This is a genomic window from Streptomyces sp. enrichment culture (assembly GCF_964273255.1).
Taxonomy (GTDB): Bacteria; Actinomycetota; Actinomycetes; order Streptomycetales; family Streptomycetaceae; genus Streptomyces.
The window spans coordinates 4,679,815-4,704,482 of record NZ_OZ186835.1 but is presented as its reverse complement, the minus strand read 5'-3'; the positions used below and the strand labels follow the sequence as shown (position 1 = coordinate 4,704,482).

Here is a 24,668-nt window from a genome sequence, read left to right as displayed (position 1 = left end):
GCGCGTCACCTTGGCCTCCCACTTGATCAGTTGCCGGCTCCGATCGCTGCGGGCAGGGGACCAGGGGGTGTCGGTGCCGCAGTCGCCGGCGGGACCGTGGACGAGGCTGCGGAGCCGTTGGCAGGCGCCCAGCCGGCCATCGCGTCCGGACCGCCCCCGGCCGCGGCAGACGGAGCAGGCGCCACAGCCGATGCGACCGGATGAGAGGCCACAGGTTCGGCGGACGGAAGAGATGCCTCGGGTGCGGCGGGTGGCGCGGGTGTTCCGGCAGGCGCCGAGGGCGGAGCGGGATCGGCCGGCCGCGTCTCCCAGGTGGGTTCGGGGCGCTCGTCGGCGGTGGCGGCGGCCCCCGGCTGTTCCGGGCGCCCCGAGCGCCGGAACGCGGATGTCCCCCGCCCGAGGTCGTGGCCGATGGTCACGGCGTCGATGTCGGCGGAGACGCGATGGTGCTGTCCCTCCCGTTGCTCCGTGCGCACCTTCAGACGGCCCTGGACGACGACCGGGTCACCCACCGAGAGGGAGGCCACGGCGTTCGCGGCGAGCTGGCGCCTCGCCCACACCGTGAAGAAGTTGGTGTGCCCGTCCGTCCACATGCCCTTCTCACGGTCCCAGTACCGCGAGGTCACCGCGAGCCGGAACCGCGCCGACGGCCCCGACGCCAGGTCCCGGTACACCGGTGACGTCGCCACGTTGCCCACCGCGCAGATCATCGTCTCGTTCATCGCGTCTCCTCCCCGGCCCGGCGCCGCTCGCGGCTCGGGCGGATACGCGTACGGGCCCCTCCCGTACGGCTCTGTCCGGTGCGCCGGCCGGGCGTCGTGCCGCGGCCACCGCGAGAGCCAGACTGCCGTGAACGGGAAGAGCCCGCTGAACGCTGTGGACACCTCCGGAACTGTGGAAAACCCGGCCACCCGTGCGAGTGAACCGGGGTCTCAGCGGGTCGAGGCCGTCCCCACCACGCGTACGTACTGCTCCCGCACCTCCAGGTACCGCAGCAGTTCCGCCGCCACCGGGTCCAGCACCCGGGCCCGGCCGCACCCGGCCGCCGCCTCCCGCAGCCGTCTCTCCGCCTCCTGCCCGTAGCGCCGTGCCGGGCCGCGGGCCGCCATGCGGCAGCTCCATTCGATGAGCGGGCCGCCGATGATGCCGATCAGCATCAGCAGCACCGGCACCCCCAGGTTGGGCGACATGAACCCGATGATCTGGCCCAGCAGCCACAGTCCGCCCAGGAACTGCAGGATCGTCATGGACGCCTGTGCCAGGACGGCCGCCGGCCACCATCCGGGCCGCGGCGGCTTCCCCGGGGGGAGCCCCGCGCGCACCGTCAGCTCGTCCAGGGCCTCCGGCAGCCCCTGCGCTCCCCGCACCGCGGCCTCGCGCACCGCCTGCGCCCAGGGCACCGGCAGTCCGGCCGAGGCGCGCTCGGCCACCGTCCGGACCGCCTGCTCCACGCGCTGGCGGGCCGTGGCCTCCTCGTCGGGCTGCTGCAGGCGCAGCGAATGGCGTCCCGTGGGCGGTTCGCGCCGGTCGTTGTACCAGCGCCACAACCGCAGCCAGGGTGTGCCGCACGCGCGGTTGGCGTTGCGCAGCCACGCGCGTTCGGCCGCCTCGCCCGCCGCGGTGGCGCCCACGGCGTCCGCGAGCCGGGCGGAGAACTCGTCCCGCGCCTCCTCGCTCAACCCGCAGCGCCGGCGCGTCGCGTACACGGGCCACAGCCGGGCGGCGGCGATGTCCACGTCGGCACCGATCCGGCGGCCGGGCGCCCCACGCTCGGACACGAACTGGCCGAGCGCCTCCCGCAGTTCGCCCACACCGTCCCCGGTGAGCGCGGAGAGCGCCATCACCGTCGTGCCGGGTTCGCCGTACTCCCCCAGGGCGACGCCGTCCTCGTCGAGCAGCCGTCGCAGATCGTCCAGGACCTGCTCGGCGGCGTCACCGGGCAGCCGGTCGATCTGATTGAGGACCACGAACATGACCTCGGCGTGGGCCGCCATCGGCCGCAGATACCGCTCGTGCAGCATGGCGTCGGCGTACTTCTCGGGGTCGACGACCCAGATGACGGCGTCGACCAACGACAGGACGCGGTCCACCTGTTCACGGTGTCGCACGGCTGCGGAGTCGTGATCGGGCAGGTCCACCAGGACCAGCCCGCGCAGCTGGTCGTTCCCGTCGGCCATGGCCTGGGACGGGCGGCGGCGCAGCCGGGGCGGGATGCCGAGGCGTTCGATGAGGCCGGCCGCGCCGTCGCTCCAGCTGCACGCGATGGGCGCGGCCGTGGTCGGGCGTCGCACCCCGGTCTCCGAGATGGGCACCCCGGCCAGCGCGTTGAACAGTTGCGACTTGCCGCTGCCGGTCGCCCCCGCGATCGCGACGACGGTGTGCTGCCCCGACAGGCGGTGCCGGGCGGCGGCCTCCTCCAGGACCCGGCCCGCCTCGGCGAGGGTTCCGCTGTCGAGCCGCGTCCGGGACAGCCCCACCAGTTCGCGCAGCGCCTCCAGCCGTGACCTCAGCGGCGGGTCGTACGTCAGGGGGGTGACGGTCTGCGGTGCGGGTGCCCGCGTCTCCGGCGGCGGCACCGTCGCGTGCGGCTCGGCCGCGAGGGCCGCCCCGTTCACCCGCCGCGCGATGAGCCCGTCGTCCCACGGCCCCTGGGCGGAGTTGCGCTCCTCGGCGTCCGCGCGCGCGGGCCTGCCATCGCCCGCGACAGCCCGCCCGGCCCGTCCGGCCGCGCTCTTCCGCGCTCCCCTGCGTCCGCCGTCACCGCTGCCCCGGCCCTGGTGGCCGCTGCCGTGGCCGCCCTTGGCGCCACGCTCGTCATGGCGGCCATCGTCACGGCTGTCGCCACCGTTGCCGTCCCGTTCGTCGCCGCGGTTGTCGTCGTGACCGCCGCGGCCGTCCCGACGGTCACGCCGCCCGTCGGCTCCGGACCGGCCGAAGCGTCCGAACCGGGCCAGCCGGCCGGCCCGTTCGACGGGACGGGAGCCTTCGACACCGCCGGAGCCCGCGGCGCCCTCGCGTGCCTCAGCACTGCCGGATTCCGCCCCGTTCGAGCCGTCCTTCGAGATGCCGGAAGCGCTGCCGCGGCCGGCTTCCCCGGAAGCCCCGGGGCCGTCGGAGCCCGCGGAGCCGCGGGAACCGCTGGAGTCCTCGCCTGGGCCGGCATCTCCCGGTGACCCGCCCGGTTCCTCGGGACGCTCCTCACGCCCAGAAGCCCCAGAAAGCCCAGAAGACCCAGAAGGCCCAGCGTGCTCGGAACGCCCGGAGTCCTCAGGGTTCCCGAGGTGTCCGGCGCGCTCGGGGTTCTCCGAATACTCGGAGTTATCGGCGTTGTCGGCGTTCTCGGCGTTGACGGGGTTCTCGGAGTCTGCGAGGTTCTCGGGGTGCTCGGTGTGGTCGGGGTGCTCGGTGTGGTCCTGGTCAGTGACGGCGGTCACCGGTCACCTCTCCTTCTGCAGTACGGACAACGCGGCGATGAGCTCGGCCTGGGGTTCCGCGTGCACGTCGAGTCCGTCGAGCGGGGCGAGACGGCGCTCACGCTCGGCGTGCATGATCCGGTCCATGTGCTCCAGGAGCAGCCGCCCGCCCTTGTCGCGGAGCCGCAGCGCGCCGTGCGCGCCGATCCACTCGGCGAGCCGCTCCCCCGCGGTCCGGGTGCGCCGGCCACCCAGCAGAACCGTGGCCACCAGCGCGGCGACCGTCTCGGGCTCGGGGGCGAGATTGCGGTCGAGCTCGCGCACCTCCTCCTCCGCGTACTCCTCCAGCTCCCGCCGCCAGCGCCGGACGGCGAGGCCGATGCGGTGCTCGGCGCTCTCGGCGGGTTCGTCCTCGGCGGGGCCGTGGCGGTGGGCGCCGAGCTCCGGGGCCTCGGCCGCCGGTTCGCGCCGCCAGGCGTCGTCGACGCGCTCGTCGGCCGCAGTGACCGCGCAGAGCAGCAGGGCACCGAGGCTCTCCACGAGGGTGTCGAGCAGCTCGCCGGCCGTGCAGTCGAGGGGGAAGGCACGCCACCGTTTCAGGGCGTCCCCGGCGAGCACGGCCCCGGCCTGGAGCCGTCCGCGCACCCGCGTGTACTCACTGTCGTAGGCGCTCTCGACGGCCGCGGTGAGACGCAGCGCCGCGGCGTACTGCGCGGCGGCGGCGCCGGCCAGCTCGGGCATCCTGGAGTTGAGGGAGTCGAGGATCCCGTAGGCGGTGCGGGCCATGACCTGCTGGCGGGCGGCGGGGTCCTGCGTCTGGTGGACGAGCCAGGTGCGCAGGGACGCCACCGCGCTGGCGGGCAGCAGGCCGCCACCCCAGGCCGACTCGGGCAGCTCGGGCACCGTGAATCGGGGCACGTGGCCGAGTCCGGCCTTGGTGAGCAGGGCGCCGTACTGTCGCGAGACCTCGGCCACGACCTGGTGGGGTACCCGGTCCAGGACGGTGACGAGGGTGACGTCGTACTCCTTGGCGGTGCGCAGCATGTGCCAGGGCACGGCGTCGGCGTAGCGGGCGGCGGTGGTCACCATGATCCAGATGTCGGCCGCGCAGATGAGCTCGGCGGCGAGGACCCGGTTGTCGGTGACGAGGGAGTCGATGTCGGGCGCGTCCAGCAGCGCGAGGCCGGGCGGCAGGGACTCCGCCGTCTCGATGCGCAAGACGCGGGTGGGGTTCTCGCCCGGGAGGAGCAGGTCGTCCGTCGGCTCCTGCTGGGGCACCCACACGCGTGTGAGGTCGGGCAGCACCCGCATGCCGCTGAACCAGTGCTGATCCTCCGGATGGCAGACGAGCACCGGGGTGCGTGTCGTGGGCCGCAGCACCCCGGCCTCGCTGACCCGGCGCCCCACGAGCGAGTTCACCAGCGTGGACTTCCCGGCACCGGTGGAACCGCCGACGACGGCGAGCAGCGGGGCCTGCGGCTCTCTCAGCCGGGGCACCAGATAGTCGTCGAGCTGCGCGAGCAGTTCGTCGCGGTTGGCACGCGCGCGTGGCGCGCCCGTCAGGGGCAGCGGGAAGCGTGCGGCGGCGACACGCTCGCGCAGGGCGGAGAGTGCGTCGAGCAGCTGAGGCCGTACGTCCAAGGTCACCACATGGGAAGAATGCCCAATTTTAGGGGAATTCTGAAGCATATGAGCATGCCTGCGCGCCGATCGAACACATCGGGCGCAAGGGACGACTGGGACATGGGCACGCTGGAGGCATAACGAGTGCACAACACCCGATGCACAGGGCACCAAAAAGCGATGCACGATTCGCACCTGCCTGCGATTATCGTGACCGCTTCACTCAACCTCCACATCGAGCCACGGAGGCGAGGCGACAGGGACGAGGATGCGGGAGCCCTATCCTTGTCCCCGGCACCGTCGTGGACCGCTCCCGCCAGGGCACCACGACGCCAGGCCACCCACACCGGCCCCCGTAGCTCAGTGGATAGAGCAGGCGCCTTCTAAGCGCTTGGCCGCAGGTTCGAGTCCTGCCGGGGGCGCAAACACCCTCTCCCTGCGGGAACGCGTGGGGGGTTCTTCAGTGCCCGGACGCACATCACTGTGAGGCCAAGCGTTAGGCTTCCCCGCCGGGCGAAGCCGTAGCGCAGAGGTCGTCGCGCGCGGTCTCCAAAACCGCGAGGACGCCGGTTCGAATCCGGCCGGTTTCGTCCGTGCCCGCCTCACTCCTCGGACACGGTGCTCCCCCGACGCAGGAATCGACGCGGTGTCGGCAGCGGCCCCCGTGACCCGTCGGTCGGCAGGCTCCCCAGCCGCTGGGAGCGCCCCGTTTCTTCGTGGTGCCGGTGTGGGCGTCGCGTCCAGGACGCGCGCCACGGTCGGGGGGCCGCGTACTTCCTGACGTCCGGCGGCATGGCGTGCGGGCTCATCCGCGGCCGCCGGTGCAGGACACGGACCCGGGTGGCGGGTGGCTAGGCTCCGGATCATGTGGAGACAGGCAGCGGCAGAGATCTTCCCCGGCGTTGGTTTCCGAGAGCCCGTTCAGACATCCGATCTCGTCGGGGCGGAGAAGCGGCTCGGGCGGACGCTGCCCGCGGAGCTACGGGAATTGCTCCTCGAGAGCAACGGCGTCGTCGGGCAGGGTCATGTGGACACCGTCTGGTCGATGGATCAGATCGTCGAGACGAACCTGCTCTTCTGGTCGGATCCGTCGTTCGCGCAGCTCTACATGCCGTTCGACGCCCTGTTCTTCTTCGGGGACAACGGAGGCGGAGACCAGTTCGCCTTCGTTCAGCAGCCGGCGCGTCCCGACATCTTCGTCTGGGAGCACGAGAGCGACAGTCGTCGGTGGGTCGCCAACAACCTGCGGGACTACCTCGACCGTTCACTCCGAACCGGCGGTGACGACTGGTATCAGGGGTGACGCGGGACGGCTCCGTCCGTGAGCCGGGACGGGACACCCGCGCATCGTCCGTGGATCTCCTCCGCTCGCCGAGCCGCGGTCCCAGCCCAGAGCACCGGCGCAGACACAGACGCAGCCATAGGATTTCCCGCATGGTGGCTGCGACGGTCCGCGAGTGGCACGACGAGGAAGGGTGGGGCGTGCTCGACTCGCCCGAGACTCCTGGCGGCTGTTGGGCACACTCTCCGACGTCCAGGTGGAGGGTTTCCGGACGCTGTCGCCTGGGCAGCACGTGGACCTCGAGTGGGAAGCCCCCGGCTTCGAACAGGACGGGTACAGCTATCGAGCCGTGAGCATCGCGCCCCGACCCGCCTGACGGGCCGGTACCGCGCGTTGCCGGTTGCCACTCCCCTGCGGCGGCACCCCCGTGGGTACGGCGCCCCGCTCAGCGTCGACGCCGGACGTACCAGCCGACCAGCAGCACGATGAGGACGGCGACCACGAAGGCCCACACGGTCGTGGCGCCGTGGTACGACCGGTAGGACACTGCTGCGAGCATGCTCCGACGGATGCCCCCGGCGGACAGCTCCAAGCCGGCGAAGCCGGCGGCATCCGTCTCCGCTGCCTTCGTCCGTCCTTCGCGGAAGGCGGCTCCGGCCCGCCCACGGCTACGGCTACGGCAACGGCAACGGCAACGGCAACGGCAACGGCTTCAAAGGCTCGCCCACGCCCCGCCTCACAGCGCCGGCACCACCATCGGGGTTCCCTTGACCGGGTCCGGGACGACGATGTTGGGGAGGTCGAAGACCTTCTCGATCAGGTGGGAGTCGACGATCCCGGACGGGGGCCCCTCCGCGACGACGGTACCGGCGCGCATGGCGCTGAGGTGGTCGGCGTAGCGGCAGGCCTGGTTGATGTCGTGGAGGACGGCGACGACGGTGCGGCCCTCGTCTCGCAGGCGGGCGAGGAGGGCGAGCAGTAGGTACTGGTGGGTGATGTCCAGGAAGGTGGTGGGCTCGTCCAGGAGGAGGTACGCGGTCTCCTGGGCCAGGACCATCGCCACCCGGACGCGCTGCCGCTGCCCGCCGGAGAGGTCCCCGACCCGGCAGCGGACCACCATGTTCTCCGGGGCCTCGGCATGTCGTTCTCCCGGTGGCGCACCAGGCTGCGGCTGCGTCCCGCGCGGGTGCTGCCGGAGGAGTCCCACGGCGTCGTGGAGGTCGCCCACCGGGTGGACTACGCCAGTCCGTCGGCCTTCATCCAGGCGTTCAGGAAGGAGTGCGGCCGGACCCCCGGGCAGTGTCTGCGGCAGGGCGTGGGGTCAGCACCGCGGTGACCACCCCGGCCGACGAGGCCAGGACGTCGGAGACGAAACGGCGGCGGCCCGGGCCCAGTCGGCGCAGGGCCCGGCCGTGTCCCGCGGCGACCACGACGGCGGCGGCCAGCAGCAGCAGACGCCACAGGGCCATCACCGGGCGGCGCAGCGGCCGGGGGAGGCCGGCCAGGGAGGCGTGCAGCCGGTCGCAGTGGAAGGGCACGTGGCGTTCCTCGTCGGCGAGGATGCGGCCCGCGACCTCGGTGGTCAGGGGGTCGGTGGTGCCGTCGCGCAGGGCGCGGTAGTACCGCAGGGCGACCACTTCCGCGACCATCAGGACGAGCAGTTCCGTGCGCAGGCCCATCAGGCGCCGCAGCCGGACGAAGACCGCGTCGCTCCAGTGACCGCGCAGCGTCGGCGCGCCGGCGGCGGCCAGCAGCCGGGCCAGGAGGCGGGCGTGGTTCTGCTCCTCGGCGACGAAGAGGCGGACCGCCCGCGCGTAGTCGGCATCGCCCGCCCGGTCCGCCTTGCCGACGAGGTTGGCGCCGTCGCCGTCCTCGCCCACCTGGAACCGCTGGATGCCGGCCCGGACGGCGGGATGCAGCGTCGCACCGCGGCTCCAGTCGGGGTCGCCCAGGGCGTCCCGGCGTGCGCGTTCGTCCTCGAACCGTACGACCCACCGGGCGTAGTCCGCCGCAGGCACCTGGCCCCCTCTCCGCGGGCCCGACCCTCGCGCCCCCAGCCACAGAGGGGGACGCCCGGGAGGCGTTCGCCGTTCCCCGGGCACCCCGTCCGGAGCGGGGCGGTTCCGGCTGCGCCGGAGCCGGACGGGGCACGGCAGACACACAGGAGCACGACGGACAGGGGCACGACGGACAGGGGCACGACGGACAGGGGCACGGCGGGCCCAACCCGTTCAAAAAGGGTGATCCCCTCCGGAACCCCCGTGACCCACCGGGTCCCCCCGCGTTGAACGGGGCGTGCGGCAGCGTCCTGTGCCGCCGCGCTCAACGAACCAGAAGGAGAACGTGATGTCGCGCATCGCGAAGGTGGCCGGTGTCGCTCTCGGCACGGGTGCCGTGGTGCTGGCCGGTGCCGGTGGAGCCATGGCGGACGCGGGCGCCCAGGGCAAGGCGGTCGGCTCGCCCGGCGTCCTGTCGGGCAACGCCATCCAGGTTCCGGTCCACGTGCCGGTCAACCTGTGCGGGAACACCATCAACGTGGTCGGTCTGCTGAACCCGGCCTTCGGCAACACCTGCGCCAACGTCGACGGCGACAACCACCAGGGCAACCCCGGCCCCGGCCACGACGGCGGTTACGGCTACGGGAACTGACCCCCGTACCCGCACCACGAGCGGAGCCCCGGCACCTCGAGCGCCGGGGCTCCGCCCTTTGGTCCACGCGGCCGCCTGGTTCCCGCGAGCGTCCGGTCCACGCGCCCGTCTGCTCCACACGACCGCCTGGGCCACGCGGCCGCCTCGTCCACGCGGCCCTCGGGTCCGGGAGCGTGGGCTTCGGGTCCAGGACCGCGACCCTCGGGTCCAGGACCGCGACCCTCGGGTCCAGGACCGCGGCCCTCGGGTCCGGGAGCGCGGGCGTCGGGTCCGGGAGCGCGGGCGTCGGGGAGCCCGGTTCCCGCCGCTCTCCATCCGCGCGCGGCTGCCTCAGGCGTACCGGTAGATCCGCTCGTGGCTGTCCAGGGAGTCCGGGGTCACGTTCCACGGCGGCATCCGCTCGTGGCGGGCCACGACGCGACGGTACTGCGCGTCCTTCCGCCCCGGGGGCTCGGCCGGCAGGTAGCGGTGCGTGCGGTGGCGTTCCTGCCAGCGGGACCACTGCAGGTCGATGAAGGCGTGGTGCAGCCAGAAGACCGGGTCGTTGACGGAGGCGCCGCCGACCATGGCACCGCCGACCCAGCGGTGCACGCGGTTGTGGTTGCGCCAGGAGACGCTGCCGCGCCCGCTCCCCCAGCCCTCCAGCTTGTTGCGGAAACCCTTCGTGGCCGTCGAGTCCCAGGGCGGGGCGTCGTAGACCGGGTCCTTCAGGGCCGCTTCCAGATCGCTCCGGGTGGGCAGGTCGATCGGGTCGCGGGCCCGGCCCAGGTCCCGGGTGAGGTAGTTCTCGTCGGTGACGTTCTCCCGCAGCGTCCAGTTGCCCCCGGCGAACGCGAACGGGCCCGTCGTCACCATGCGGTCCGGGCGCCGGCCGTTGCCGCCGAGCAGGTCGTCGGTCCAGGGCGGCCCATCGGGGCTGCGGTCTCGGGTCCAGTCCCAGTACGGCACGGTCACCGAGTCGTCGACCCGGCGCAGCGCGTTCTCCAGGTCCAGCAGGAAGCGGCGGTGCCAGGGCAGGAAGGACGGCGTCATGTGCGCGGCGCGCAGCCCGCGTTCACCGTCGGCCGTGTAGTAGTCGATGTGCATCCGCACGAACTCGTCGTACTCGCCGCGTCGTTTGACCGCCAGCAGCGCGTCGACGAACCGCCGCTTCTCGGTGCGGGTCAGCGCGGTGACGTTCTTACGCGTGTACGCCACGGTCGCTGCCTCCTCCCGGTCCGTGGCCCGTGCCGGGGTCGCGCAGCCGCCGCCCGGGGCCCAGTTCGTCGACGGCCGCGCGGGCCGCGGCCAGCGGGGTGGGGTAGGACGCGTAGTGGTCGACCATCGTGAGCCAGGTGCCATCGGCCCGGCGCATCAGGTGCAGGGGGCGGTCGTCCACGGTGACCCGCCAGGTGCCCCCGCCCGCGTCCCCGTCGGCCGCGCGGTCGGTCGTCGACCGGATCCCGCGCAGCCGGCGGCCCCGGTAGACCTCGTCGAAGACGACCTGGCCGGAGGCGTCACCGGGCGGCGGGTCGCCGGGGCGCCCGTCGTCGGCGGGGTGGCGGCCGGCGTGGTCGGTGGTGGTTCCGGAGCCGCACGACGCGACGGCCGGGGCGAGCACCGCCGCGAGCCCGGCGCCCAGCAGCCCGCGCGCCATTTGCCGTCTGGTCCCGCCGGCACCAGGCTCCCCGTGTCTCGTCGGCGTGTCACCGCTGACCCGGCCACGACCGCTGCCCGTGACGACCATGTTCTGCTCCTCCCTCGAGTGGGTGCGTCCACAGCGGTAACCGCGCGGAGGCCCCCGTGGTCACCGCCGCGGGGCCGTACGAGTCACGGGGACCCGGACGTGCCGCCTGCGGTACGGGTCGTGGCCTCCGGGCGCCGGGCAGCCGGAACCCGCCCGTCGTGCGGGCCGCGACAGCCGTGCGCCGCCGGAACCCGCACGCCCCGCCACCGTGCGGCGCCCCCCGCTCCCCGCCCCGGTGCGACGCGCCCGCGCTACCGCTCCGTACCGAGCGCCAGGCCCAGCGCCGGCACGGTCCGCACCGTCGGAGTCAGGACGCCGGCCTCCGGCAGCTTCACCTGCGGCAGTCCGGGGCTCTCGGCTGCCGGCCGGGTGAGCGGCGCGTCCACGGCCAGGCCGGGGGTGAGGGTGCGCAGGTCGGCGGCGGGGGCGTCGACGCCGATCCGGTCGGAGCCGTCCCCGAGGAGGTGCGGCAGCGGGGACCGCACGTCCAGGCCGGGGAGGCCGCCGTCGAGCGGGAGCTGCGGAAGCGTCTCCTCCGGCATGATGCGGCCCTCGGTGAACCGCGGCCCCTCCGGCGTGCCCGCCGTGGGCACCGGGATCGCCCCGCCGACCTCGGGCAGTTCGACGCCCAGCGCCTGCTCGGCCCCGCCCAGCGGCACGGGCACGGGAACCGTGCCGACCGCGGCGGCGGGCGTCGCCGCGAGCGCGCCGGCCGCCGCCGCCATCGTCGTGAGCACGGCAGCGAGGGTTCCTCGGGTGGTCGACTTCATCTCCGACACGGTCCCTTTCCATGGTTCGGGGCTCGGCATGCGTACCGAGTAACGAGCCGGGAAACCCCGCGACGCACAATTCCCCCGGGTGCCGCAGTAGTACGAGCAGTACGACTGGTGCGGCCGGCACGACGTGCGCCGGGTGAACCCGCCCGGGCGCGCCTGCGAAGCCGGACGGGGCGACGGGACGGCTCAGCTCGGCAGCGGCAGGCCGCCGAGGAGGCCACCGGTGGAGTTCAGAGCGTCGGTCGCGTCGTTCACGGTGCTCAGCGGCGAGCTCTCGTTCTCGGTGTTGAGCGCGTCGGACTGGTGCTTGAGCGGCATGACGTCGATCGGCCCCTGGGTCAGGGTGTTGACGGCACCGTTGAGGCTGGTGGGGGTGAGGTCGGAGGTGCTGTCGTAGGCGAACGCGGGCGCCGCCGCTCCGGCGACGACGAGGGAACCGGCAACGACGGCGGCGGCCTTGAGGGACTTCATCACGGTCCTTTCTGCGGTGACCGCGACTCCGCCGATCCTTCGATCCTCGGGGTGCCGTCACCAGGGAAGCGGTCTGACGCCCTGCCCAACGACCCCCGGCCGCTGGGGAAACCCCGAACGGCGAAAACACCGCCGGAAGGAGGCTTTAGGTGTGGGCCGGAGGGAGGGAGAGCAGAGGCAGAAGGGCGCAGGACCGACGCCGAGGCGGGGGACGGCCGGCAGAGCCCGAAGGCGGAGGGCATCAGACGGCACGGCCGTCGCCCCGGTCACGGGGACCGGGGCGACGGCCAGGGGGCTGGCAACGGCCCTACGGGCACGGCCCCTTCGCGCGTGCGTGCCGCTGGTTCAGGCGGGCGGCTGTGCCACCGTCTCCGGGGCGGCCGGCACGGCAGCCGACGGGGCGGTGGCCGAGGGAGCCGTGGTGGAGGACTCCGAGGTGGAGGACTCCGGGGCGGCGGGCTGCGCCTGCAGGCCCTCCAGGGTCGGGGCGGGCAGGCCGCTGCCGACGAGGGTGGCGGCGATGACGTTGACGAGACCGTTCACCGCCTCGGTGACCGCGGGGGTGACCTGGGCGGCGTCGTCACCCGTGGCGGCGGCGACCACCGCGTCGACGGCCTTCTGGAGGGCGGCGAGCGCCTCGGTGGTGAGGTCGGCCGGGGCCTGCGCCCTGGCCGCCGCCGGGGCCTTGGCATCGCCGGCCGCGGTGCCGGCCGGTGTCACCGGGGCCGCGGGCACCGCCGGGGCGGGCAGCGTCGACGCCTCCGGCACCGTCACGCCGGGCGTGGCCGCACCGGGAGTCGCGGTGTCGGGGACAGCGGCACTCGGGGCCGTGGAGTCCGGGGTCGTGGTGCCCGGAGTGGCGGTGCCCGGAGTCGTCGTGGACGGGGTCGTGGCGCTCGGAGTCGTGGTGGAGGGCGTCGTCGTGGAGGGCGTCGTCGTGGAGGGCTGGGCGGCCGGGGCGTTGGCGGTCGCCTCGGCGATGGCCTCCTTGACCGCGGTGCTCAGTTCGGCCGCCTGCGCGTCCGGGAGCTGGCCGTTGTCCGACTTCAGCACGGTGTCGAGGAGTTGGGTGACGGGCGTGAGGACGCCGCCGAGTCCGGCCACGCTGCCGACCTGGCCGAGCAGCGCGTCGGCTTCCGGTACGGGCGCCTGGGCGGTCACGTGGGCGCGTTCCCGGTGCGCGTCGCCGTGGGCCGCGACGGCGGCCGGTCCGGTGACACCCAGGACGAGTGCGGCACCGAGAGCGGTGGTCGCGATACGGCGGGCGGGCAGACGCATGGGAGGTCCTTTCGATGGTGCGTCGGGTCTTCAGCCCACCGTGGGAGCACCGACCACGCTCCGCAACCGTTCGAATACTCCCCGCCTCCCCCGTCCGGCGGAGGCCGTCTCGTCACCGCTGGTCGGGGGCCTGCCGCACGTCCCCGGACGCACCGTCCACCCACCCCCGATCGGGGGCCACGCGAACCGGCCGCCCGCCCGCGGGAAGCCCACGGACGGACGGCCGGATGCGGATGAGCCGTGACGACGTCAGTCGTTCACGCACGTGTTGCCGAACGCCGGGTTCAGCAGGCCGATGACGTCGATGGTGTTGCCGCAGAGGTTGACCGGAACGTGGACCGGCACCTGGATGACGTTGCCCGACAGCACGCCCGGGGAGTGGGCGGCGGCGGCCTGCGCGCCACTGTCGGCGGCGGCGACACCGGCGGTGCCGGCGACGGCGGCGGCGGCAACGGAGGTCAGGGCCAGGCCCTTCGCAATACGCGACATGGAGAGGTGCTCCTTGGGAGTTGACACAAACATCCGGGCGGATACCCGGCGTTGTGTCAACGCGTGGCGCCCGCTCGGGTTGTGCCGCCAAAGGAGTGATCTCGCGCGGCGCGGCGCCCTCGCCGACCGCACGCCCCCTTCGGGCGCCCTCCGCCGACCGGCACTCCGACGCACGCCCGGCCCTCACCCGACCCTCACCCGCCCTCACCCGAGGGCCGCCCCGTCCCTGCCGGCCCCCCGCCGGACAGCCACACCCATCCGCACGTACGTCCGGTTTACGACACACTCCGCCCGATATGTGAGGGTCCATCCGCATTGGGGCTAGAGTTGCGGCGCTCCCGACGCCCTGCCGGCGCGGGCGCACCGCACTCATGACGGCCCCCTGACCCACCGCCGGACGCCGCTCGGGACATCGTCCGGTCGGCCGGACGGCCGGGGGGCGCTCTCCGAAAGGGTGACGCCGGTCGTGTGCATTCCCCCGGTTCCGCTGCCCCGCCGTGACCGCGCGGGGGCGGGCGGCGCGGTCCGCCGCCTCCGTCGCGCACCGGCCGCCGCAGCCGGCACCCGCTGCCCCGGCGCTCGGACGACCGGCCGCGGCCACCTCCGGTCGGGCGGTCGCGATGTGCCCCTCACCGGACCGGAGGGGGCGGCCGCCGGGCCCGTCCCGTCGGATGCGGACAACCCCGGCCACGACCCGAACGGGTTCGGTCGCGCCCGGGTGCCGGGGGTCACGGGTGACCAGGTGGCCGTCCTGATCGTTGCCCAGCCGGACGCGGCAGGGCACGGCGCGCTCCGTGCCGCCGCCGACACCCACGAGTGAGGCGCGTTCCCGCCCGTCCCGAGCACCGTCCGTGAGCGAGGAATCCGCGCATGCACCAGTCACCGACCGACCCCCGGCCGCGGGTCCTGCACCTGACCCAGCCCGTGGACGGCGGCGTCGCCCGGGTCGTGACGGACCTGACCCGGGCTCAGCTGGCCGCCGGATGGCGGGTGACGGTCGCCTGCCCGGGCGGGACCCCCCTCGCCGGCGCACTGGACGCGCTCGGGGCCGACGTGCGGCCATGGTCCGCCACCCGCTCGCCCGGGCCGTCCCTGGCCGGTGAGGTGCGGCGGCTGGCCCGGCTGGTGGCGGAGGTGGCACCGGACCTGGTGCACGCCCACAGTGCGAAGGCCGGGCTCGCCGGACGGCTCGCGATCAGGGGCCGGATCCCGACCGTGTTCCAGCCGCACGCCTGGTCGTTCGAGGCGGTCGGCGGGGTCACCGGCGCGCTGGCCGTGCGCTGGGAACGGTGGGCGGTGCGCTGGACGGCGCGGACCGTGTGCGTCAGCGAGGCGGAACGGCTGCGCGGCACGCGAGCCGGGATCCGCGGCCCGGCCGACGTCGTCCCCAACGGCGTCGACACCGCCCGCTTCCACCCGACGGCAGCCGTGCCCCCCGCCCCGGACACGGCCACCACCCCACCCCCGGCTTCCGCCCGTGCCACCCCGTCCGCGTCCTCAGCCCCCTCCGCTTGCTCCGTCTCCTCGGTCTCATCCGTCTCGTCCGCCCGGGCCAGCGTCCTGGCCGGCGTGCCCGGCGCCGACCCGGCGGCCCCGCTGGTGGTGTGCGTGGGCCGGCTGTGCCCCCAGAAGGGCCAGGATCTGCTCGTGCACGCCTGGGACACGGTGCTGCGGCGGGTGCCCGGCGCCCGGCTGGTGCTGGTCGGAGACGGCCCGGACCGCGACCGGCTGCGCGCCCTGGCACCGGAGTCCGTGCTGTTCGCGGGTGCCGTCGCCGACCCCGCGCCCTGGTACCGGGCGGCCGACCTGGTCGTCCTGCCGTCGCGCTGGGAGGGCATGGCGCTCGCGCCGCTGGAGGCGATGGCGTGCGGGCGTCCGGTGGTGCTGAGCGACGTGGACGGCGCCCGGGAGAGCCTGCCGCCGTCCCTCGCGCCGCACTGCCTGGTGCCGCCGCGGGACCCGGCCGCGCTGGCCGCCGCCGTCACCGCTCTGCTGCTCGACCCGCCGCTGCGCGCCTCGCTGGGCGAGCGGGGGCGCCGGCACGTCCTGTCCACGCACGACGTACGGCACACCACGCGGGCGGTCGCGGCCCTGTACCGCGACCTCCTCGGCGCGGTGCCCGTGACGTCCGTCGAGCCCACCGAGTGCAGGGAGCCGATCCCCTCGTGACCGCGGAAAGCACCGTCCCCACCCCCGCCACCCCTGCCGCCCGGCCCCGGGACGCCGGGGGGCACCCGGCCGTCTCGGTGATGCCGCCGCGCGGCCCGGCCGGCTTCCGCTTCCCCGCCCGGCGGCCACCGGCCCGGCCGGAGTCCCCGCTGCCGCTGCTGGCCGCGGACGGCTCCGCCGCGCTGCTGGGGGCGCTCACCCTCACCGGCGACCGGCGCGGACCGCTGGTCGTGGCGGGACTCCTGGCGGCGCTGGTCACCGCCTCCCTGCTGCTCGTCCCGCACCGGCGCCGCCGGGTGACCGGGGTGCTGGACGAACTGCCCGCCGTCTGCGGGCGGATCGCCGTGGTGTGGCTGGCGCTCGGGGCGCTGGTCGCCGCGTACGCACCGCAGCAGGCGCTGGCCGCGCCGACCCTGCTGCTGGGGTTCGCCGTCCAGTCCGCGGCGGGCTGCGCGGGCCGGGGGCTGGTCCACCGCCGGCGGCGGGTCCGGCTGCTGCGCCGGCCGCGCGCCGCACTCGTCGTGGGCCCGGCGCCCCTCGCACGCCGGGTGGCCGCGGCCCTGCTGCGCCATCCGGCGTGCGGGGTGCGGCCGGTGGGGATCGTCACGGAGGAACCGGACGGCGTCGACGGACTGCCCGTGCTCACCAGCGGCGAGGAGGTCGAGCGCGCCCTCATCCAGAACGGGGTGCGTGAGGTCGTCGTCGTGCACCCCTCGGTCCGGCTGCGGCAGGGGCCGCTGCTGCGGGCACTCGACGAGTCGGGGTGCGCGGTCCGCGAGGTCGACGCGGACAGTCCCTCGCCCGGCTCGCCCGAGCGGCTCGCCGGGTTCTCCTGCCGCCGCCTGTTCCCGGGCTCCGCGCACCCGGGCGGCGCGGGCAAGCGGGCCCTGGACGTGACGGTGTCGGCGGTACTGCTGCTGCTCGTCAGCCCGCTGCTGCTGGTGTGCGCGGCGGTGCTGCGAGCCACCGGCGGCCCCGGGGTGGTGTTCCGGCAGGAGCGGATCGGACGGGACGGGCGGCCGTTCACGCTGCTGAAGTTCCGCACCCACCGGCCGGCCGACGCGCACGAGGCGGCGACCCGGTGGAGCGTCGCGGACGAACGCCGGATGCCGTGGTTCTGCCGCTTCCTGCGCCGCACCTCCCTGGACGAACTGCTCCAGCTGTGGAACGTGCTGCGCGGCGACATGAGCCTGGTCGGGCCGCGTCCCGAACGGCCTTACTTCGTCGCCCAGTTCAGCCAGACCTATCCCGGCTACGCGGCCCGGCACCGCATGCGGACCGGCATCACCGGGCTCGCGCAGGTGCACGGGCTGCGCGGGGACACCTCGATCGAGGACCGGGCGCGGTTCGACAACGCCTACATCGACAACTGGTCGCTGTGGCAGGACGTCTGCATCCTGCTGCGCACCGCCGCCACGCTCGTCCGGCCGACGGGGAGCTGACCCCATGACCCACCCGGTGCCCGCGCCCGGCGGGCGGGGCGTCACGCCGGTGCTGCCCGTGGTGGCGGTGGTCGTCGTCCTCGCCCTGCCGTTCGGCCAGAGCGGCGGGGACGGCCCGGGTCCCGCCGACGCGGTGTCCGCGCTGGCGGTGCTCGTCTGCGCCGTCCGGCTGCTGCGGGACCGGCGCCGGCCCCTGCCGCGCACGGCCGCCGTGGTGTTCGGGCTGCCGGTGCTGGGCCTGGCGGTGGCCGCGGTCACCGCGGTGTCACCGGCGGCCGGGCTGTCGGGGATGGGCCGCTACCTCCAGGTGTTCGTGCTGGTGCCGCTGGCCGTGCTGCTGCTGATCCGCGACCGGCGCGACTTCCGGCTGCCCGCCTGGGCGATGGTGGGGCTCGCCGTGTGGCAGGGGGCCGTCGGGGTGCACCAGTACGTGACCCGCACCGGCGCCTCCTACCAGGGCCAGCCGGTGCGGGCGGTGGGCACGTTCGGCCCGCAGGACGTGATGGGCATGGCGACGGTGGTGTCGCTGGGCCTGGTGTGCGCCCTCGGTCTCGCGCTGGGCCGGTCGCCGCTGCGGGAGCGGCTGGTGGCCGCCGGGTTCGTACTGGTGCTGCTGCCGCCGCTGGCCCTGTCGTTCAGCCGGGGCGCGTGGATCGCGACGGCGGTGGCGTGCACGGCGCAGCTGGTGCTCGCCGGGCTGCGGCGGGCGGTGACGGCGGGGGCGGTGGCCGTGGCGGCGGCGGTCGTCCTGGCCGGCGGGTTCGGGGTGGGCACGTCGATGCTCCAGGAGCGCGTCGGCAGCATCACCCGGGTCACCGACGCGCCGGACCAGTCGGTGACCGACCGGTACACGATGTGGGCGGCGGCGACCGCGATGTGGCGCGAACAGCCGCTCACCGGCGTCGGCCTGAAGGGTTTCCCGGAGCACCGGGACACGCACGCCTCGCTCGCGCTGTCCTCGGGCAGCGACACGGAGGGCGCGGGCGCGGCGTTCCGCCGGCAGCCCCTGCTGTCCCCGCACAACATGTACCTGCTGGTGCTCGCCGAACAGGGGCTGCTCGGGCTGCTCGCCCTCGCGGGCGGCTGGCTGGCCCTGCTGGGCTGCGCGGTGCGCAGGGTGTGGCGGGTCCGCCGGAGCGGCGGGCCGGGTCTGGACTGCGGGCTGATCGCCTGCGGCCTGCTGGTCCGGCTGCTGACGGACTTCTCCTACGCGGACATCGGGGGTCCGTCCACCGTGCTGACGGCGGTGTGCCTGGGCCTGGCGGCCTGGTGGGCGCTGACCGGGAGCACCGTGCCGCGCCCTGTCGGGCCGGGTCCCGCCCCGGCGGCACGCGGCACGGCCGAGGGGGCGGGGGCGCGATGACGGCGACACCGCCGCGCTCCCTGGCGGCCGCCCCGCCCTCGCCCTGGGGCACCACCCGCGCGGCCTCGGGCACCGCCCGCTGGCACGCGACCGTCGGCGGGACGCCGCCCGCCGGTCCCCGGACCGGGACGGCGGGCCCGGCGGGCTCCGGTCCGGCCCCGGGAGGCCGGGTGACTCCGGGAGGCCGGGTGACTCCGGGGGGTCCGGTGGCCGCGGGCGGCCCGGTGACTCCGGGCGGCCCGGAGGGTGCGGGCGGCCCCGCGACCCCGCGAGTCCGCGTGATCCCGCGAGGTCCGATGGGCCGGGCAGCCTCGGCAGCCGCGGCAGTCGCGCCAGCCGCGGCGGAAGCGGCAGCCCCGGCCGTCGGCACGGGCCGCGCCGCCCGCCTGACCACGAGCCGGGCCACGGGCACCGCGCCGAGCGGGAGCATCGCCACCGGCGGCGGCACGCCCGCCTCCGCGCAGGCCACCACACCCCCCTCCGCGCCCGCCTCCCCGCAGTCCACGGTGACCGGCTGCGGCACGCCCGCCTCCGGGCGGGGCGGCCCTCCGTCGCCCCCGGCGGACCGTCCCCGGGGCACCGGCGGGCACCTCCCCCGGGGGTTCCTCGGCCGGGCGGCGCTGGTCACGGCCGTGCTGTCGGTGGCCGGGGCGCTGCTCGGGCTGCTGCGGGACCAGGCGCTGGCCCGGCTGTTCGGGGCCGGGAGCGAGACCGACGCGTTCCTGGTGGCGTGGACCGTGCCGGAGTTCGGGGCGACGCTGCTGATCGAGGACGGGCTGGCCATCGCGCTGATCCCGGCGTTCAGCCTGGCGCTCGCCCGGCAGGCACGGGGTGCCTCCGGTGACCCGGTCCGCGCCCTGGTGGCCACCACGCTGCCCCGGCTGTCGCTGGCGTTCGTGGCGGCCGGCGCGCTGCTGGTGGCCGCCGCCCCGCTGGTCGTCGCGGTGCTCGCGCCCGGACTGTCCGACCCCGGTCTCGCCGTGGACTGCACCCGGCTCACCGCGACCTGCGTGCTGAGCTTCGGACTCGCCGGGTACTGCAGCGCGGCCCTGCGCGCGCACCACCGCTACCTCGCCCCGGCGGCCGTCTACGTCGTCTACAACACCGGCATCATCGCGGTGATGCTCACCCTCGGTGAGCGTTGGGGGGTGCGGTCGGCGGCCGTCGGGGTGGCCGTCGGCGGCTGCCTGATGGCGGCGGTGCAACTGCCCGGCCTGGTGCGCCAGTTGCGGAAGGGGGCGGCGCGGGCGACGGCGGCGGTGGCCGGCGGGCCGGGGCCGTCGATGGGCCTGGGGCTGCTGCTCGCCGTCCTGCTGTTCGCGCTGTGCCGCCAGTCGCAGGTGCTGGTCGAGCGTTTCCTCGGCTCGTCGCTGCCCGCCGGTTCCATCTCGCACCTCAACTACGCCCAGAAGGTGGCCCAGGTGCCGATGACCTGGTCGCTGATGCTGGTCACCGTCACCTTCCCGGTGGTGGCCCGCGCGCTGGCCGACGGGGACACCGAGCGGGCGCGGGCGCGGGTGGAGCGCGACCTGGCGCTGGCCGCCGCGGTCGTCCTGCTGGGGACGGCCACCGTCGTCGCCTGCGCCCCGCAGGTCGTCGCACTCCTCTTCCAGCGTGGCGCGTTCACGGCCGCCGACACGGCGGCCACGGCCGGTGTGCTGCGGGTGTACGCGCTCGGGCTGCTCGCCCAGACGCTGGTCGGCGCGCTGATCCGCTCCTACTTCTCGGCCGGCCGCGTCACCTGGTACCCGCTCGCCGCGATGGCCGTGGGGCTGGCGGTCACCGCCGGGGCCGGCGCCTGGGCGGTGGGCCCCTGGGGGGTGGCGGGGATCGCCGCCGCCAACGCCGCCGGGATCACCGTCACCGCCGTGCTGCTGCTGCGCGGCCTGGGGCGGCGCGGCATCCCGGTGCACACCCGCCGGGTGGTGGCCGGGCTGCTGCGGCCGGTGGCCGCCGCGACGGCCGCCACGGCGGCCGGCCTGACCGTCGCCCAGCGGTTCGGCTCTCCCGTCCTCGCCCTGTCCGCCGGAGTCCTCACCGTGGCCGCCGTGTTCCTGCTGTGCGGCCGGGCCCTGGGCGACCAGGGCTGTGTCACCGCCTGCTCCGCCGCCCGCGCCGTCGCGCGCCGGGCGGCCCGGCCCCCTGCCCGCACGCTCACTCGAAGGTGACGCCATGCCCGCACCCGTGTCCGCATCCGCACCCGTGTCCGCAGACCGCCCGGCACCCGCCGACCGCCCGGCCGGGCCCGTGCCGTGGGTGGCGATGTACCACTCCGTCGGCGACTGCGCCGACGACCCGTACCGCGTCACCGTCACGCCCGAACGGCTGGACCGCCAGCTGGCGTGGCTGCGGCGGCGCGGGCTGCGGGGCGTGTCCATGGCCGAGCTGCTCGCCGCCCGCGCCCGGGGCGGGGGCGGCGGCCTGGTCGGCCTCACCTTCGACGACGGGTACGCCGACTTCCTCACCGGCGCCCTGCCGGTGCTCACGGAACACGGGTGCACGGCCACCCTGTTCGTCCTGCCGGGCCGGCTCGGCGGCGACAACGCCTGGGACCCGCTCGGTCCGCGCAAGCCGCTGCTCAGCGCCGACGGCGTCCGGCGTGCGGCCGCCGCGGGCGTGGAGATCGGCTCGCACGGGCTGACCCACGTCGACCTGACCCGCGCCGACGACCCCACGCTCACCGCCGAGGTCGCCGACAGCAGAGCACTGCTGACGAAGCTGACGGGTGCTCCGGTGGAGGGCTTCTGCTACCCGTACGGCACCCTGGACCGCCGCGCCGTGGACGCGGTGCGCGACGCCGGGTACGCCTACGCCTGCGCCATCGACCCCGGCGCGCTGACCGGCCCGCACGCCCTGCCCCGCGTCCACGTCGGCCAGCGGGACACCTCCGCGCGGCTGTACCTGAAGTACCGGCTGCACCGGTTGCGCCGCCGTCCGGCGGAGGGCGCGCGGTGAGGGCGCTGCACGTCATCACCGGCCTGGGGGTGGGCGGCGCCGAGCAGCAACTGCGGCTGCTGCTGCGGCACCTGCCCGCCGACTGCGACGTGGTGACCCTGACCAACCCGGGCGCGGTCGCCGACGGCCTGGCGGCCGACGGGGTGCGGGTCACCCACCTCGGGATGGCCGGCAACCGTGACGTGGGCGCGCTGCCCCGGCTGGTGCGGCTGATCCGCGCGGGCGGCTACGACCTGGTGCACACCCACCTCTACCGGGCCTGCCTGTACGGCAGGATCGCCGCGCGGCTCGCGGGCGTCCGCGCCGTCGTCGCCACCGAGCACTCCCTCGGGACGACGCAGATGGAGGGGCGCCCGCTCACGCCGGGCGTGCGGGCCCTGTACCTGGCCGGGGAGCGGCTGGGCCGGACGACCGTCGCCGTGTCCGCCACCGTCGCCGCCCGGCTGGAGGAGTGGGGGGTGCCCGCGTCGCGGATCGCGGTGGTCCCCAACGGCGTGGACGCGGACCGTTTCCGCTTCGACCCGGCCGGCCGGGAGCGCACCCGGCGCCGCCTCGGACTGCCCGACGGGGCGTTCGTCGTCGGCGGGGTCGGCCGGCTCGTGCCGGGCAAGCGCTTCGACGTCCTGATCCGCGCCCTGGCCCTGCTGCCCGCCGACACCTGGCTGCTGCTGGTCGGCGGCGGGGAGCAGGAGAGCGTGCTGCGGCGCACCGCGCGGGAGGCGGGGGTGGCCGGCCGGGTGCTGTTCGCCGGCGAGCGGCCGGGGGTGCCGGACGGTTCCCCGGGGCCCGGCCTGCCCTCGCTGACCGCCGCGATGGACGTGTTCGCCTCGCCGTCCCCGCAGGAGGCGTTCGGGCTGGCCGTCGTGGAGGCCCTGGCGTCCGGCCTGCCGGTGCTGTACGCCTCCTGCCCGGCGCTGGAGGACCTGCCCGCGTCCGCCGCGCCCCGGGCCCGCCGGATCGAGGGCGGACCGGAGGCGTTCGCGCGCGCCCTGTCGGACGTGCGCGCCCTGTCGGACGTACGGGCCCTGTCGGACGCGCGGGTCCGGCCGGACGGGAGCGCCCCGCCGGGCGCGCGGGGACGGGTCCCGCTCTCCCGGGAGGTGCCCGAGGCCGTCCGGCACTACTCCGTCACCCGCACCGCCGGCCTGCTCATGGACGTCTACACGGCCGCCCTGACCGGTGCGGCCGCACCGTCGTCGCCCTCACCGGCACCCCCGGTGCCGTCGCCGTCGTCCCCGTCACCCGAGGGAGTCAGTTCGACATGACCGAGAACCCCGCCGGGCGGCGCCGCCCGGCCGCCGCCCTGGTCCGGCTGCGGGCCCTGCCGCCCTGGTCGCTGCCCGCGGCCGGTGTCGTCGCCGGAGCGCTGCTCGGCACCGCCTACGGGCTGACCGCCACCCCCACGTACACGGCCACCAGTTACGTGGTGGCGGTGCCGAAGGAGAACTCCGACCCGGGCACCGCGCTCGGCTTCGCCCAGGCGTACGGCCGGGTGGCGGGCCAGCTTGCGGTGCTCGGCGACGCCCAGGTGTGGGCAGGCGTGCCGGTGAGCACGCTGCGGGACGGCGTGCGCACGGCGACCTCGCCGGACGCGCCGATGGTGTCGGTCACCGCGACCTCGTCCCGCCCGGACGTGGCCGCCGACATGGCCAACGCCGTCTCGCGCGCGCTGACCCGGCACGCGGCGGGCGCCGAGGACGCCACCCGCGTGGAGCTGCGCCAGTTCGCGCGGGCCACCGCGCCCGCCGAGCCGTCGTCGGCGCCGTGGACGGTGACCGGGGCGGTCGGGGCGAGCGCCGGGGGTCTGCTGGGCGGCCTGGCGCTGCTCGCGCGCCCCCGGCGTGCGGTGCCGGGGCCGGTGCCCGCGGCGTCGGTGCCGGGTCCGGCGCCCGCCGCCGACGTGCACGGGCAGCTGTGACGTACCGCGTCGAACGGGTCACCGACGACGACGCCTTCGCCTCCCTCGGTGACGCCTGGACCCGGCTGTACCGCCGGTGCCGGGAGGCCACCCCGTTCCAGAGCCATGCCTGGCTGTCGTCCTGGTGGCACGCCTACGGCCGCCCGGGGGACCTGCGGCTGCTGCTGGTGCGCGAGGGCGGTGCGCTCGTCGCCGCGGCCCCGCTGATGCGGGTGCGGCGGCCGTGGCCGGCGCTGGTGACGCTCGGCGGGGCGATCTCCGACTACGGCGACGTGCTGCTGGACGGCACGTGCGGGCAGGGGGCGGTGGACGCGCTCACGGACGCGCTGGCCGGGGCCGCCCGGACCGCGCTGGTCGACCTGCGGGAGGTGCGGCCCGGCGCCGCCGCCGAACGGGTCCTCGCCCGCTGGCCGGGCCCCCGGCAGCGGCTGGAGGACTCGCTGTGCCTGGAGCTGCCCGCCGTGCCGATGGACGAACTGGTCGCCCGGCTGCCGTCGGCGAAGTCACAGCAGCGGGTGCGGGCCAAGCTGCGCAAGCTGGACCGGCTGGGCGTGCAGCGGCACGTGGTCCCGCCCCACGGGGTGGACGCGGCGCTGGCCCGGCTGCTGGAGCTGCACCGGCTGCAGTGGGCGGGCCGCCGTGTCACCCCCGAGCACCTGCGGCCGCGCTTCCGCGCGCACCTGGTCGGCGCCGTCGGCCCGATGGTGCGGGCCGGGGACGCGGTGGTCACCGAGTTCCGGCTGGACGGGGAGGTGGTCGCCGTGGACGTGACGCTGATGTCGCCGCGGGTGGCGGGCGGTTACCTGTACGGGGCGCATCCGCGGCTGCGGGAACTCCGGGCGGACGTGGCGGTGATGCTGCTGGACGCGTGCACCACGCACACCAAGGACGGTGCCCACGCGACGCTGAGCCTGCTGCGCGGCGACGAGCCGTACAAGCACCACTGGCGGCCGGAACCGGTGCGCAACGGCCGGCTGCTGCTCGCCCGGCGGCGCACCGCACCGCTGCTCGCGGCGGCGCTCGGGGACGCGGCGGCCCGGCGGCGCGGCCGGGAGCTGCGGCGGCGCGGACCCGACGCGGGCGGCGGACCCTGACCGGGTCCGCCGCCGCGCCC

The 24,668-nt window shown here is 75.8% G+C and carries 21 protein-coding genes, 2 tRNA genes and 3 pseudogenes; 14 read left to right on the top strand and 12 right to left on the bottom strand.

Annotated elements, in window-relative coordinates; all coding sequences use genetic code 11:
• Positions 1–248: 248 nt before the first annotated feature.
• From ACSU53_RS20425 to ACSU53_RS20415, 3 genes and pseudogenes are all read right to left on the bottom strand, one after another.
• A pseudogene (locus ACSU53_RS20425) lies at positions 249–722 on the bottom strand (single-stranded DNA-binding protein); the annotation flags it as partial.
• A gap of 210 nt (positions 723–932) precedes the next feature.
• Complete coding sequence (locus tag ACSU53_RS20420) at positions 933–2,954, bottom strand: GTP-binding protein (protein ID WP_437033300.1); 2,022 nt, start codon at positions 2,952–2,954, stop codon at positions 933–935.
• A gap of 483 nt (positions 2,955–3,437) precedes the next feature.
• Positions 3,438–5,063, bottom strand: a complete 1,626-nt coding sequence (locus ACSU53_RS20415) for a dynamin family protein (RefSeq protein WP_437029756.1) — start codon at positions 5,061–5,063, stop codon at positions 3,438–3,440.
• A gap of 322 nt (positions 5,064–5,385) precedes the next feature.
• On the opposite strand from ACSU53_RS20415, the gene ACSU53_RS20410 reads away from it, so the two are divergent.
• The 4 genes and pseudogenes from ACSU53_RS20410 (at position 5,386) to ACSU53_RS20395 (ending at position 6,694) form a co-directional block, all read left to right on the top strand.
• Positions 5,386–5,458: transfer RNA gene (locus tag ACSU53_RS20410), tRNA-Arg, on the top strand.
• A 93-nt stretch (positions 5,459–5,551) separates the two neighbouring features.
• Positions 5,552–5,626, top strand: a tRNA-Trp gene (locus tag ACSU53_RS20405).
• A gap of 275 nt (positions 5,627–5,901) precedes the next feature.
• On the top strand, positions 5,902–6,339 hold the full coding sequence (locus ACSU53_RS20400) for an SMI1/KNR4 family protein (RefSeq protein WP_437029755.1): 438 nt from the start codon (positions 5,902–5,904) through the stop codon (positions 6,337–6,339).
• 131 nt (positions 6,340–6,470) lie between these two features.
• Positions 6,471–6,694, top strand: a pseudogene (locus tag ACSU53_RS20395) (cold-shock protein).
• Positions 6,695–6,763: 69 nt separating this feature from the next.
• Here ACSU53_RS20395 and ACSU53_RS20390 read toward each other — a convergent pair.
• Together ACSU53_RS20390 and ACSU53_RS20385 are read right to left on the bottom strand one after the other, a co-directional pair.
• Complete coding sequence (locus ACSU53_RS20390; RefSeq protein ID WP_437029752.1) at positions 6,764–6,877, bottom strand: LPXTG cell wall anchor domain-containing protein; 114 nt, start codon at positions 6,875–6,877, stop codon at positions 6,764–6,766.
• A 177-nt stretch (positions 6,878–7,054) separates the two neighbouring features.
• Positions 7,055–7,423, bottom strand: a pseudogene (locus ACSU53_RS20385) (ATP-binding cassette domain-containing protein); the annotation flags it as partial.
• 33 nt (positions 7,424–7,456) lie between these two features.
• On the opposite strand from ACSU53_RS20385, the gene ACSU53_RS20380 reads away from it, so the two are divergent.
• On the top strand, positions 7,457–7,654 hold the full coding sequence (locus tag ACSU53_RS20380; protein WP_437029750.1) for a helix-turn-helix domain-containing protein: 198 nt from the start codon (positions 7,457–7,459) through the stop codon (positions 7,652–7,654).
• Here ACSU53_RS20380 and ACSU53_RS20375 read toward each other — a convergent pair.
• Positions 7,587–8,336, bottom strand: coding sequence for a ferritin-like domain-containing protein (locus tag ACSU53_RS20375; protein WP_437029748.1), 750 nt, complete (start codon positions 8,334–8,336; stop codon positions 7,587–7,589). The two genes, ACSU53_RS20380 and ACSU53_RS20375, sit on opposite strands and share 68 nt — an antisense overlap.
• A 328-nt stretch (positions 8,337–8,664) precedes the next feature.
• Here ACSU53_RS20375 and ACSU53_RS20370 point away from each other — a divergent pair, with 328 nt between their 5' ends.
• Positions 8,665–8,967 carry a chaplin gene (locus ACSU53_RS20370; protein WP_437029746.1) on the top strand — a complete coding sequence of 101 codons (303 nt, stop codon included), beginning with the start codon at positions 8,665–8,667 and terminating at the stop codon, positions 8,965–8,967.
• A 330-nt stretch (positions 8,968–9,297) separates the two neighbouring features.
• On the opposite strand, the gene ACSU53_RS20365 is transcribed toward ACSU53_RS20370, so the two are convergent.
• The 6 genes from ACSU53_RS20365 to chpG form a co-directional block, all read right to left on the bottom strand.
• Positions 9,298–10,164, bottom strand: coding sequence for a tyrosinase family protein (locus ACSU53_RS20365; RefSeq protein ID WP_437029745.1), 867 nt, complete (start codon positions 10,162–10,164; stop codon positions 9,298–9,300).
• Positions 10,148–10,603, bottom strand: a complete 456-nt coding sequence (locus tag ACSU53_RS20360; RefSeq protein ID WP_437029743.1) for a tyrosinase cofactor — start codon at positions 10,601–10,603, stop codon at positions 10,148–10,150. The genes ACSU53_RS20365 and ACSU53_RS20360 overlap by 17 nt, the downstream gene beginning before the upstream one ends.
• Before the next feature lie 341 nt (positions 10,604–10,944).
• Positions 10,945–11,463 (bottom strand): hypothetical protein, encoded by a 519-nt coding sequence (locus tag ACSU53_RS20355; RefSeq protein WP_437029741.1) that lies wholly within the window; start codon positions 11,461–11,463, stop codon positions 10,945–10,947.
• A 192-nt stretch (positions 11,464–11,655) separates the two neighbouring features.
• On the bottom strand, positions 11,656–11,940 hold the full coding sequence (locus tag ACSU53_RS20350; RefSeq protein WP_437029740.1) for a hypothetical protein: 285 nt from the start codon (positions 11,938–11,940) through the stop codon (positions 11,656–11,658).
• A gap of 345 nt (positions 11,941–12,285) precedes the next feature.
• Positions 12,286–13,218 carry a hypothetical protein gene (locus ACSU53_RS20345; RefSeq protein WP_437029738.1) on the bottom strand — a complete coding sequence of 311 codons (933 nt, stop codon included), beginning with the start codon at positions 13,216–13,218 and terminating at the stop codon, positions 12,286–12,288.
• 249 nt (positions 13,219–13,467) lie between these two features.
• Positions 13,468–13,707, bottom strand: a complete 240-nt coding sequence (chpG, locus tag ACSU53_RS20340; protein ID WP_362089875.1) for a chaplin ChpG — start codon at positions 13,705–13,707, stop codon at positions 13,468–13,470.
• A gap of 870 nt (positions 13,708–14,577) precedes the next feature.
• On the opposite strand from chpG, the gene ACSU53_RS20335 reads away from it, so the two are divergent.
• The 8 genes from ACSU53_RS20335 (at position 14,578) to ACSU53_RS20300 (ending at position 24,648) form a co-directional block, all read left to right on the top strand.
• A complete protein-coding gene (locus ACSU53_RS20335; protein ID WP_437029736.1) occupies positions 14,578–15,876 on the top strand; it encodes a glycosyltransferase in 1,299 nt (432 codons plus the stop codon).
• Positions 15,873–17,318: a sugar transferase gene (locus ACSU53_RS20330; protein ID WP_437029734.1), complete on the top strand. Its 1,446-nt coding sequence runs from the start codon at positions 15,873–15,875 to the stop codon at positions 17,316–17,318. Before ACSU53_RS20335 ends, ACSU53_RS20330 begins: the two co-directional genes overlap by 4 nt.
• A 4-nt stretch (positions 17,319–17,322) precedes the next feature.
• A complete protein-coding gene (locus ACSU53_RS20325; RefSeq protein WP_437029732.1) occupies positions 17,323–18,681 on the top strand; it encodes an O-antigen ligase family protein in 1,359 nt (452 codons plus the stop codon).
• 296 nt (positions 18,682–18,977) lie between these two features.
• Positions 18,978–20,849, top strand: a complete 1,872-nt coding sequence (murJ, locus tag ACSU53_RS20320; protein WP_437029731.1) for a murein biosynthesis integral membrane protein MurJ — start codon at positions 18,978–18,980, stop codon at positions 20,847–20,849.
• Positions 20,850–20,853: 4 nt separating this feature from the next.
• Entirely contained in the window at positions 20,854–21,636 is a 783-nt protein-coding gene (locus ACSU53_RS20315) for a polysaccharide deacetylase family protein (protein WP_437029728.1), read from the top strand.
• The gene (locus ACSU53_RS20310; RefSeq protein WP_437029726.1) at positions 21,633–22,901 is read left to right on the top strand and encodes a glycosyltransferase; all 1,269 of its coding nucleotides are present in this window, start codon (positions 21,633–21,635) and stop codon (positions 22,899–22,901) included. The genes ACSU53_RS20315 and ACSU53_RS20310 overlap by 4 nt, the downstream gene beginning before the upstream one ends.
• Positions 22,898–23,554 (top strand): lipopolysaccharide biosynthesis protein, encoded by a 657-nt coding sequence (locus ACSU53_RS20305; RefSeq protein WP_437029725.1) that lies wholly within the window; start codon positions 22,898–22,900, stop codon positions 23,552–23,554. Before ACSU53_RS20310 ends, ACSU53_RS20305 begins: the two co-directional genes overlap by 4 nt.
• Entirely contained in the window at positions 23,551–24,648 is a 1,098-nt protein-coding gene (locus ACSU53_RS20300) for a GNAT family N-acetyltransferase (protein ID WP_437029723.1), read from the top strand. Before ACSU53_RS20305 ends, ACSU53_RS20300 begins: the two co-directional genes overlap by 4 nt.
• Positions 24,649–24,668: the final 20 nt, after the last annotated feature.

Bases quoted from the DNA above. Each gene is read 5' to 3' on its own strand.
- ACSU53_RS20400 (WP_437029755.1), top strand. From the start codon at position 5,902: ATGTGGAGACAGGCAGCGGCAGAGATCTTCCCCGGCGTTGGTTTCCGA.
- chpG (WP_362089875.1), bottom strand. From the start codon at position 13,707: ATGTCGCGTATTGCGAAGGGCCTGGCCCTGACCTCCGTTGCCGCCGCC.
- ACSU53_RS20355 (WP_437029741.1), bottom strand. From the start codon at position 11,463: ATGAAGTCGACCACCCGAGGAACCCTCGCTGCCGTGCTCACGACGATG.
- ACSU53_RS20390 (WP_437029752.1), bottom strand. From the start codon at position 6,877: ATGCTCGCAGCAGTGTCCTACCGGTCGTACCACGGCGCCACGACCGTG.
- ACSU53_RS20380 (WP_437029750.1), top strand. From the start codon at position 7,457: ATGTCGTTCTCCCGGTGGCGCACCAGGCTGCGGCTGCGTCCCGCGCGG.
- murJ (WP_437029731.1), top strand. From the start codon at position 18,978: ATGGGCCGGGCAGCCTCGGCAGCCGCGGCAGTCGCGCCAGCCGCGGCG.
- ACSU53_RS20305 (WP_437029725.1), top strand. From the start codon at position 22,898: ATGACCGAGAACCCCGCCGGGCGGCGCCGCCCGGCCGCCGCCCTGGTC.
- ACSU53_RS20325 (WP_437029732.1), top strand. From the start codon at position 17,323: ATGACCCACCCGGTGCCCGCGCCCGGCGGGCGGGGCGTCACGCCGGTG.
- ACSU53_RS20345 (WP_437029738.1), bottom strand. From the start codon at position 13,218: ATGCGTCTGCCCGCCCGCCGTATCGCGACCACCGCTCTCGGTGCCGCA.
- ACSU53_RS20315 (WP_437029728.1), top strand. From the start codon at position 20,854: ATGCCCGCACCCGTGTCCGCATCCGCACCCGTGTCCGCAGACCGCCCG.
- ACSU53_RS20360 (WP_437029743.1), bottom strand. From the start codon at position 10,603: ATGGCGCGCGGGCTGCTGGGCGCCGGGCTCGCGGCGGTGCTCGCCCCG.
- ACSU53_RS20370 (WP_437029746.1), top strand. From the start codon at position 8,665: ATGTCGCGCATCGCGAAGGTGGCCGGTGTCGCTCTCGGCACGGGTGCC.
- ACSU53_RS20350 (WP_437029740.1), bottom strand. From the start codon at position 11,940: ATGAAGTCCCTCAAGGCCGCCGCCGTCGTTGCCGGTTCCCTCGTCGTC.
- ACSU53_RS20335 (WP_437029736.1), top strand. From the start codon at position 14,578: ATGCACCAGTCACCGACCGACCCCCGGCCGCGGGTCCTGCACCTGACC.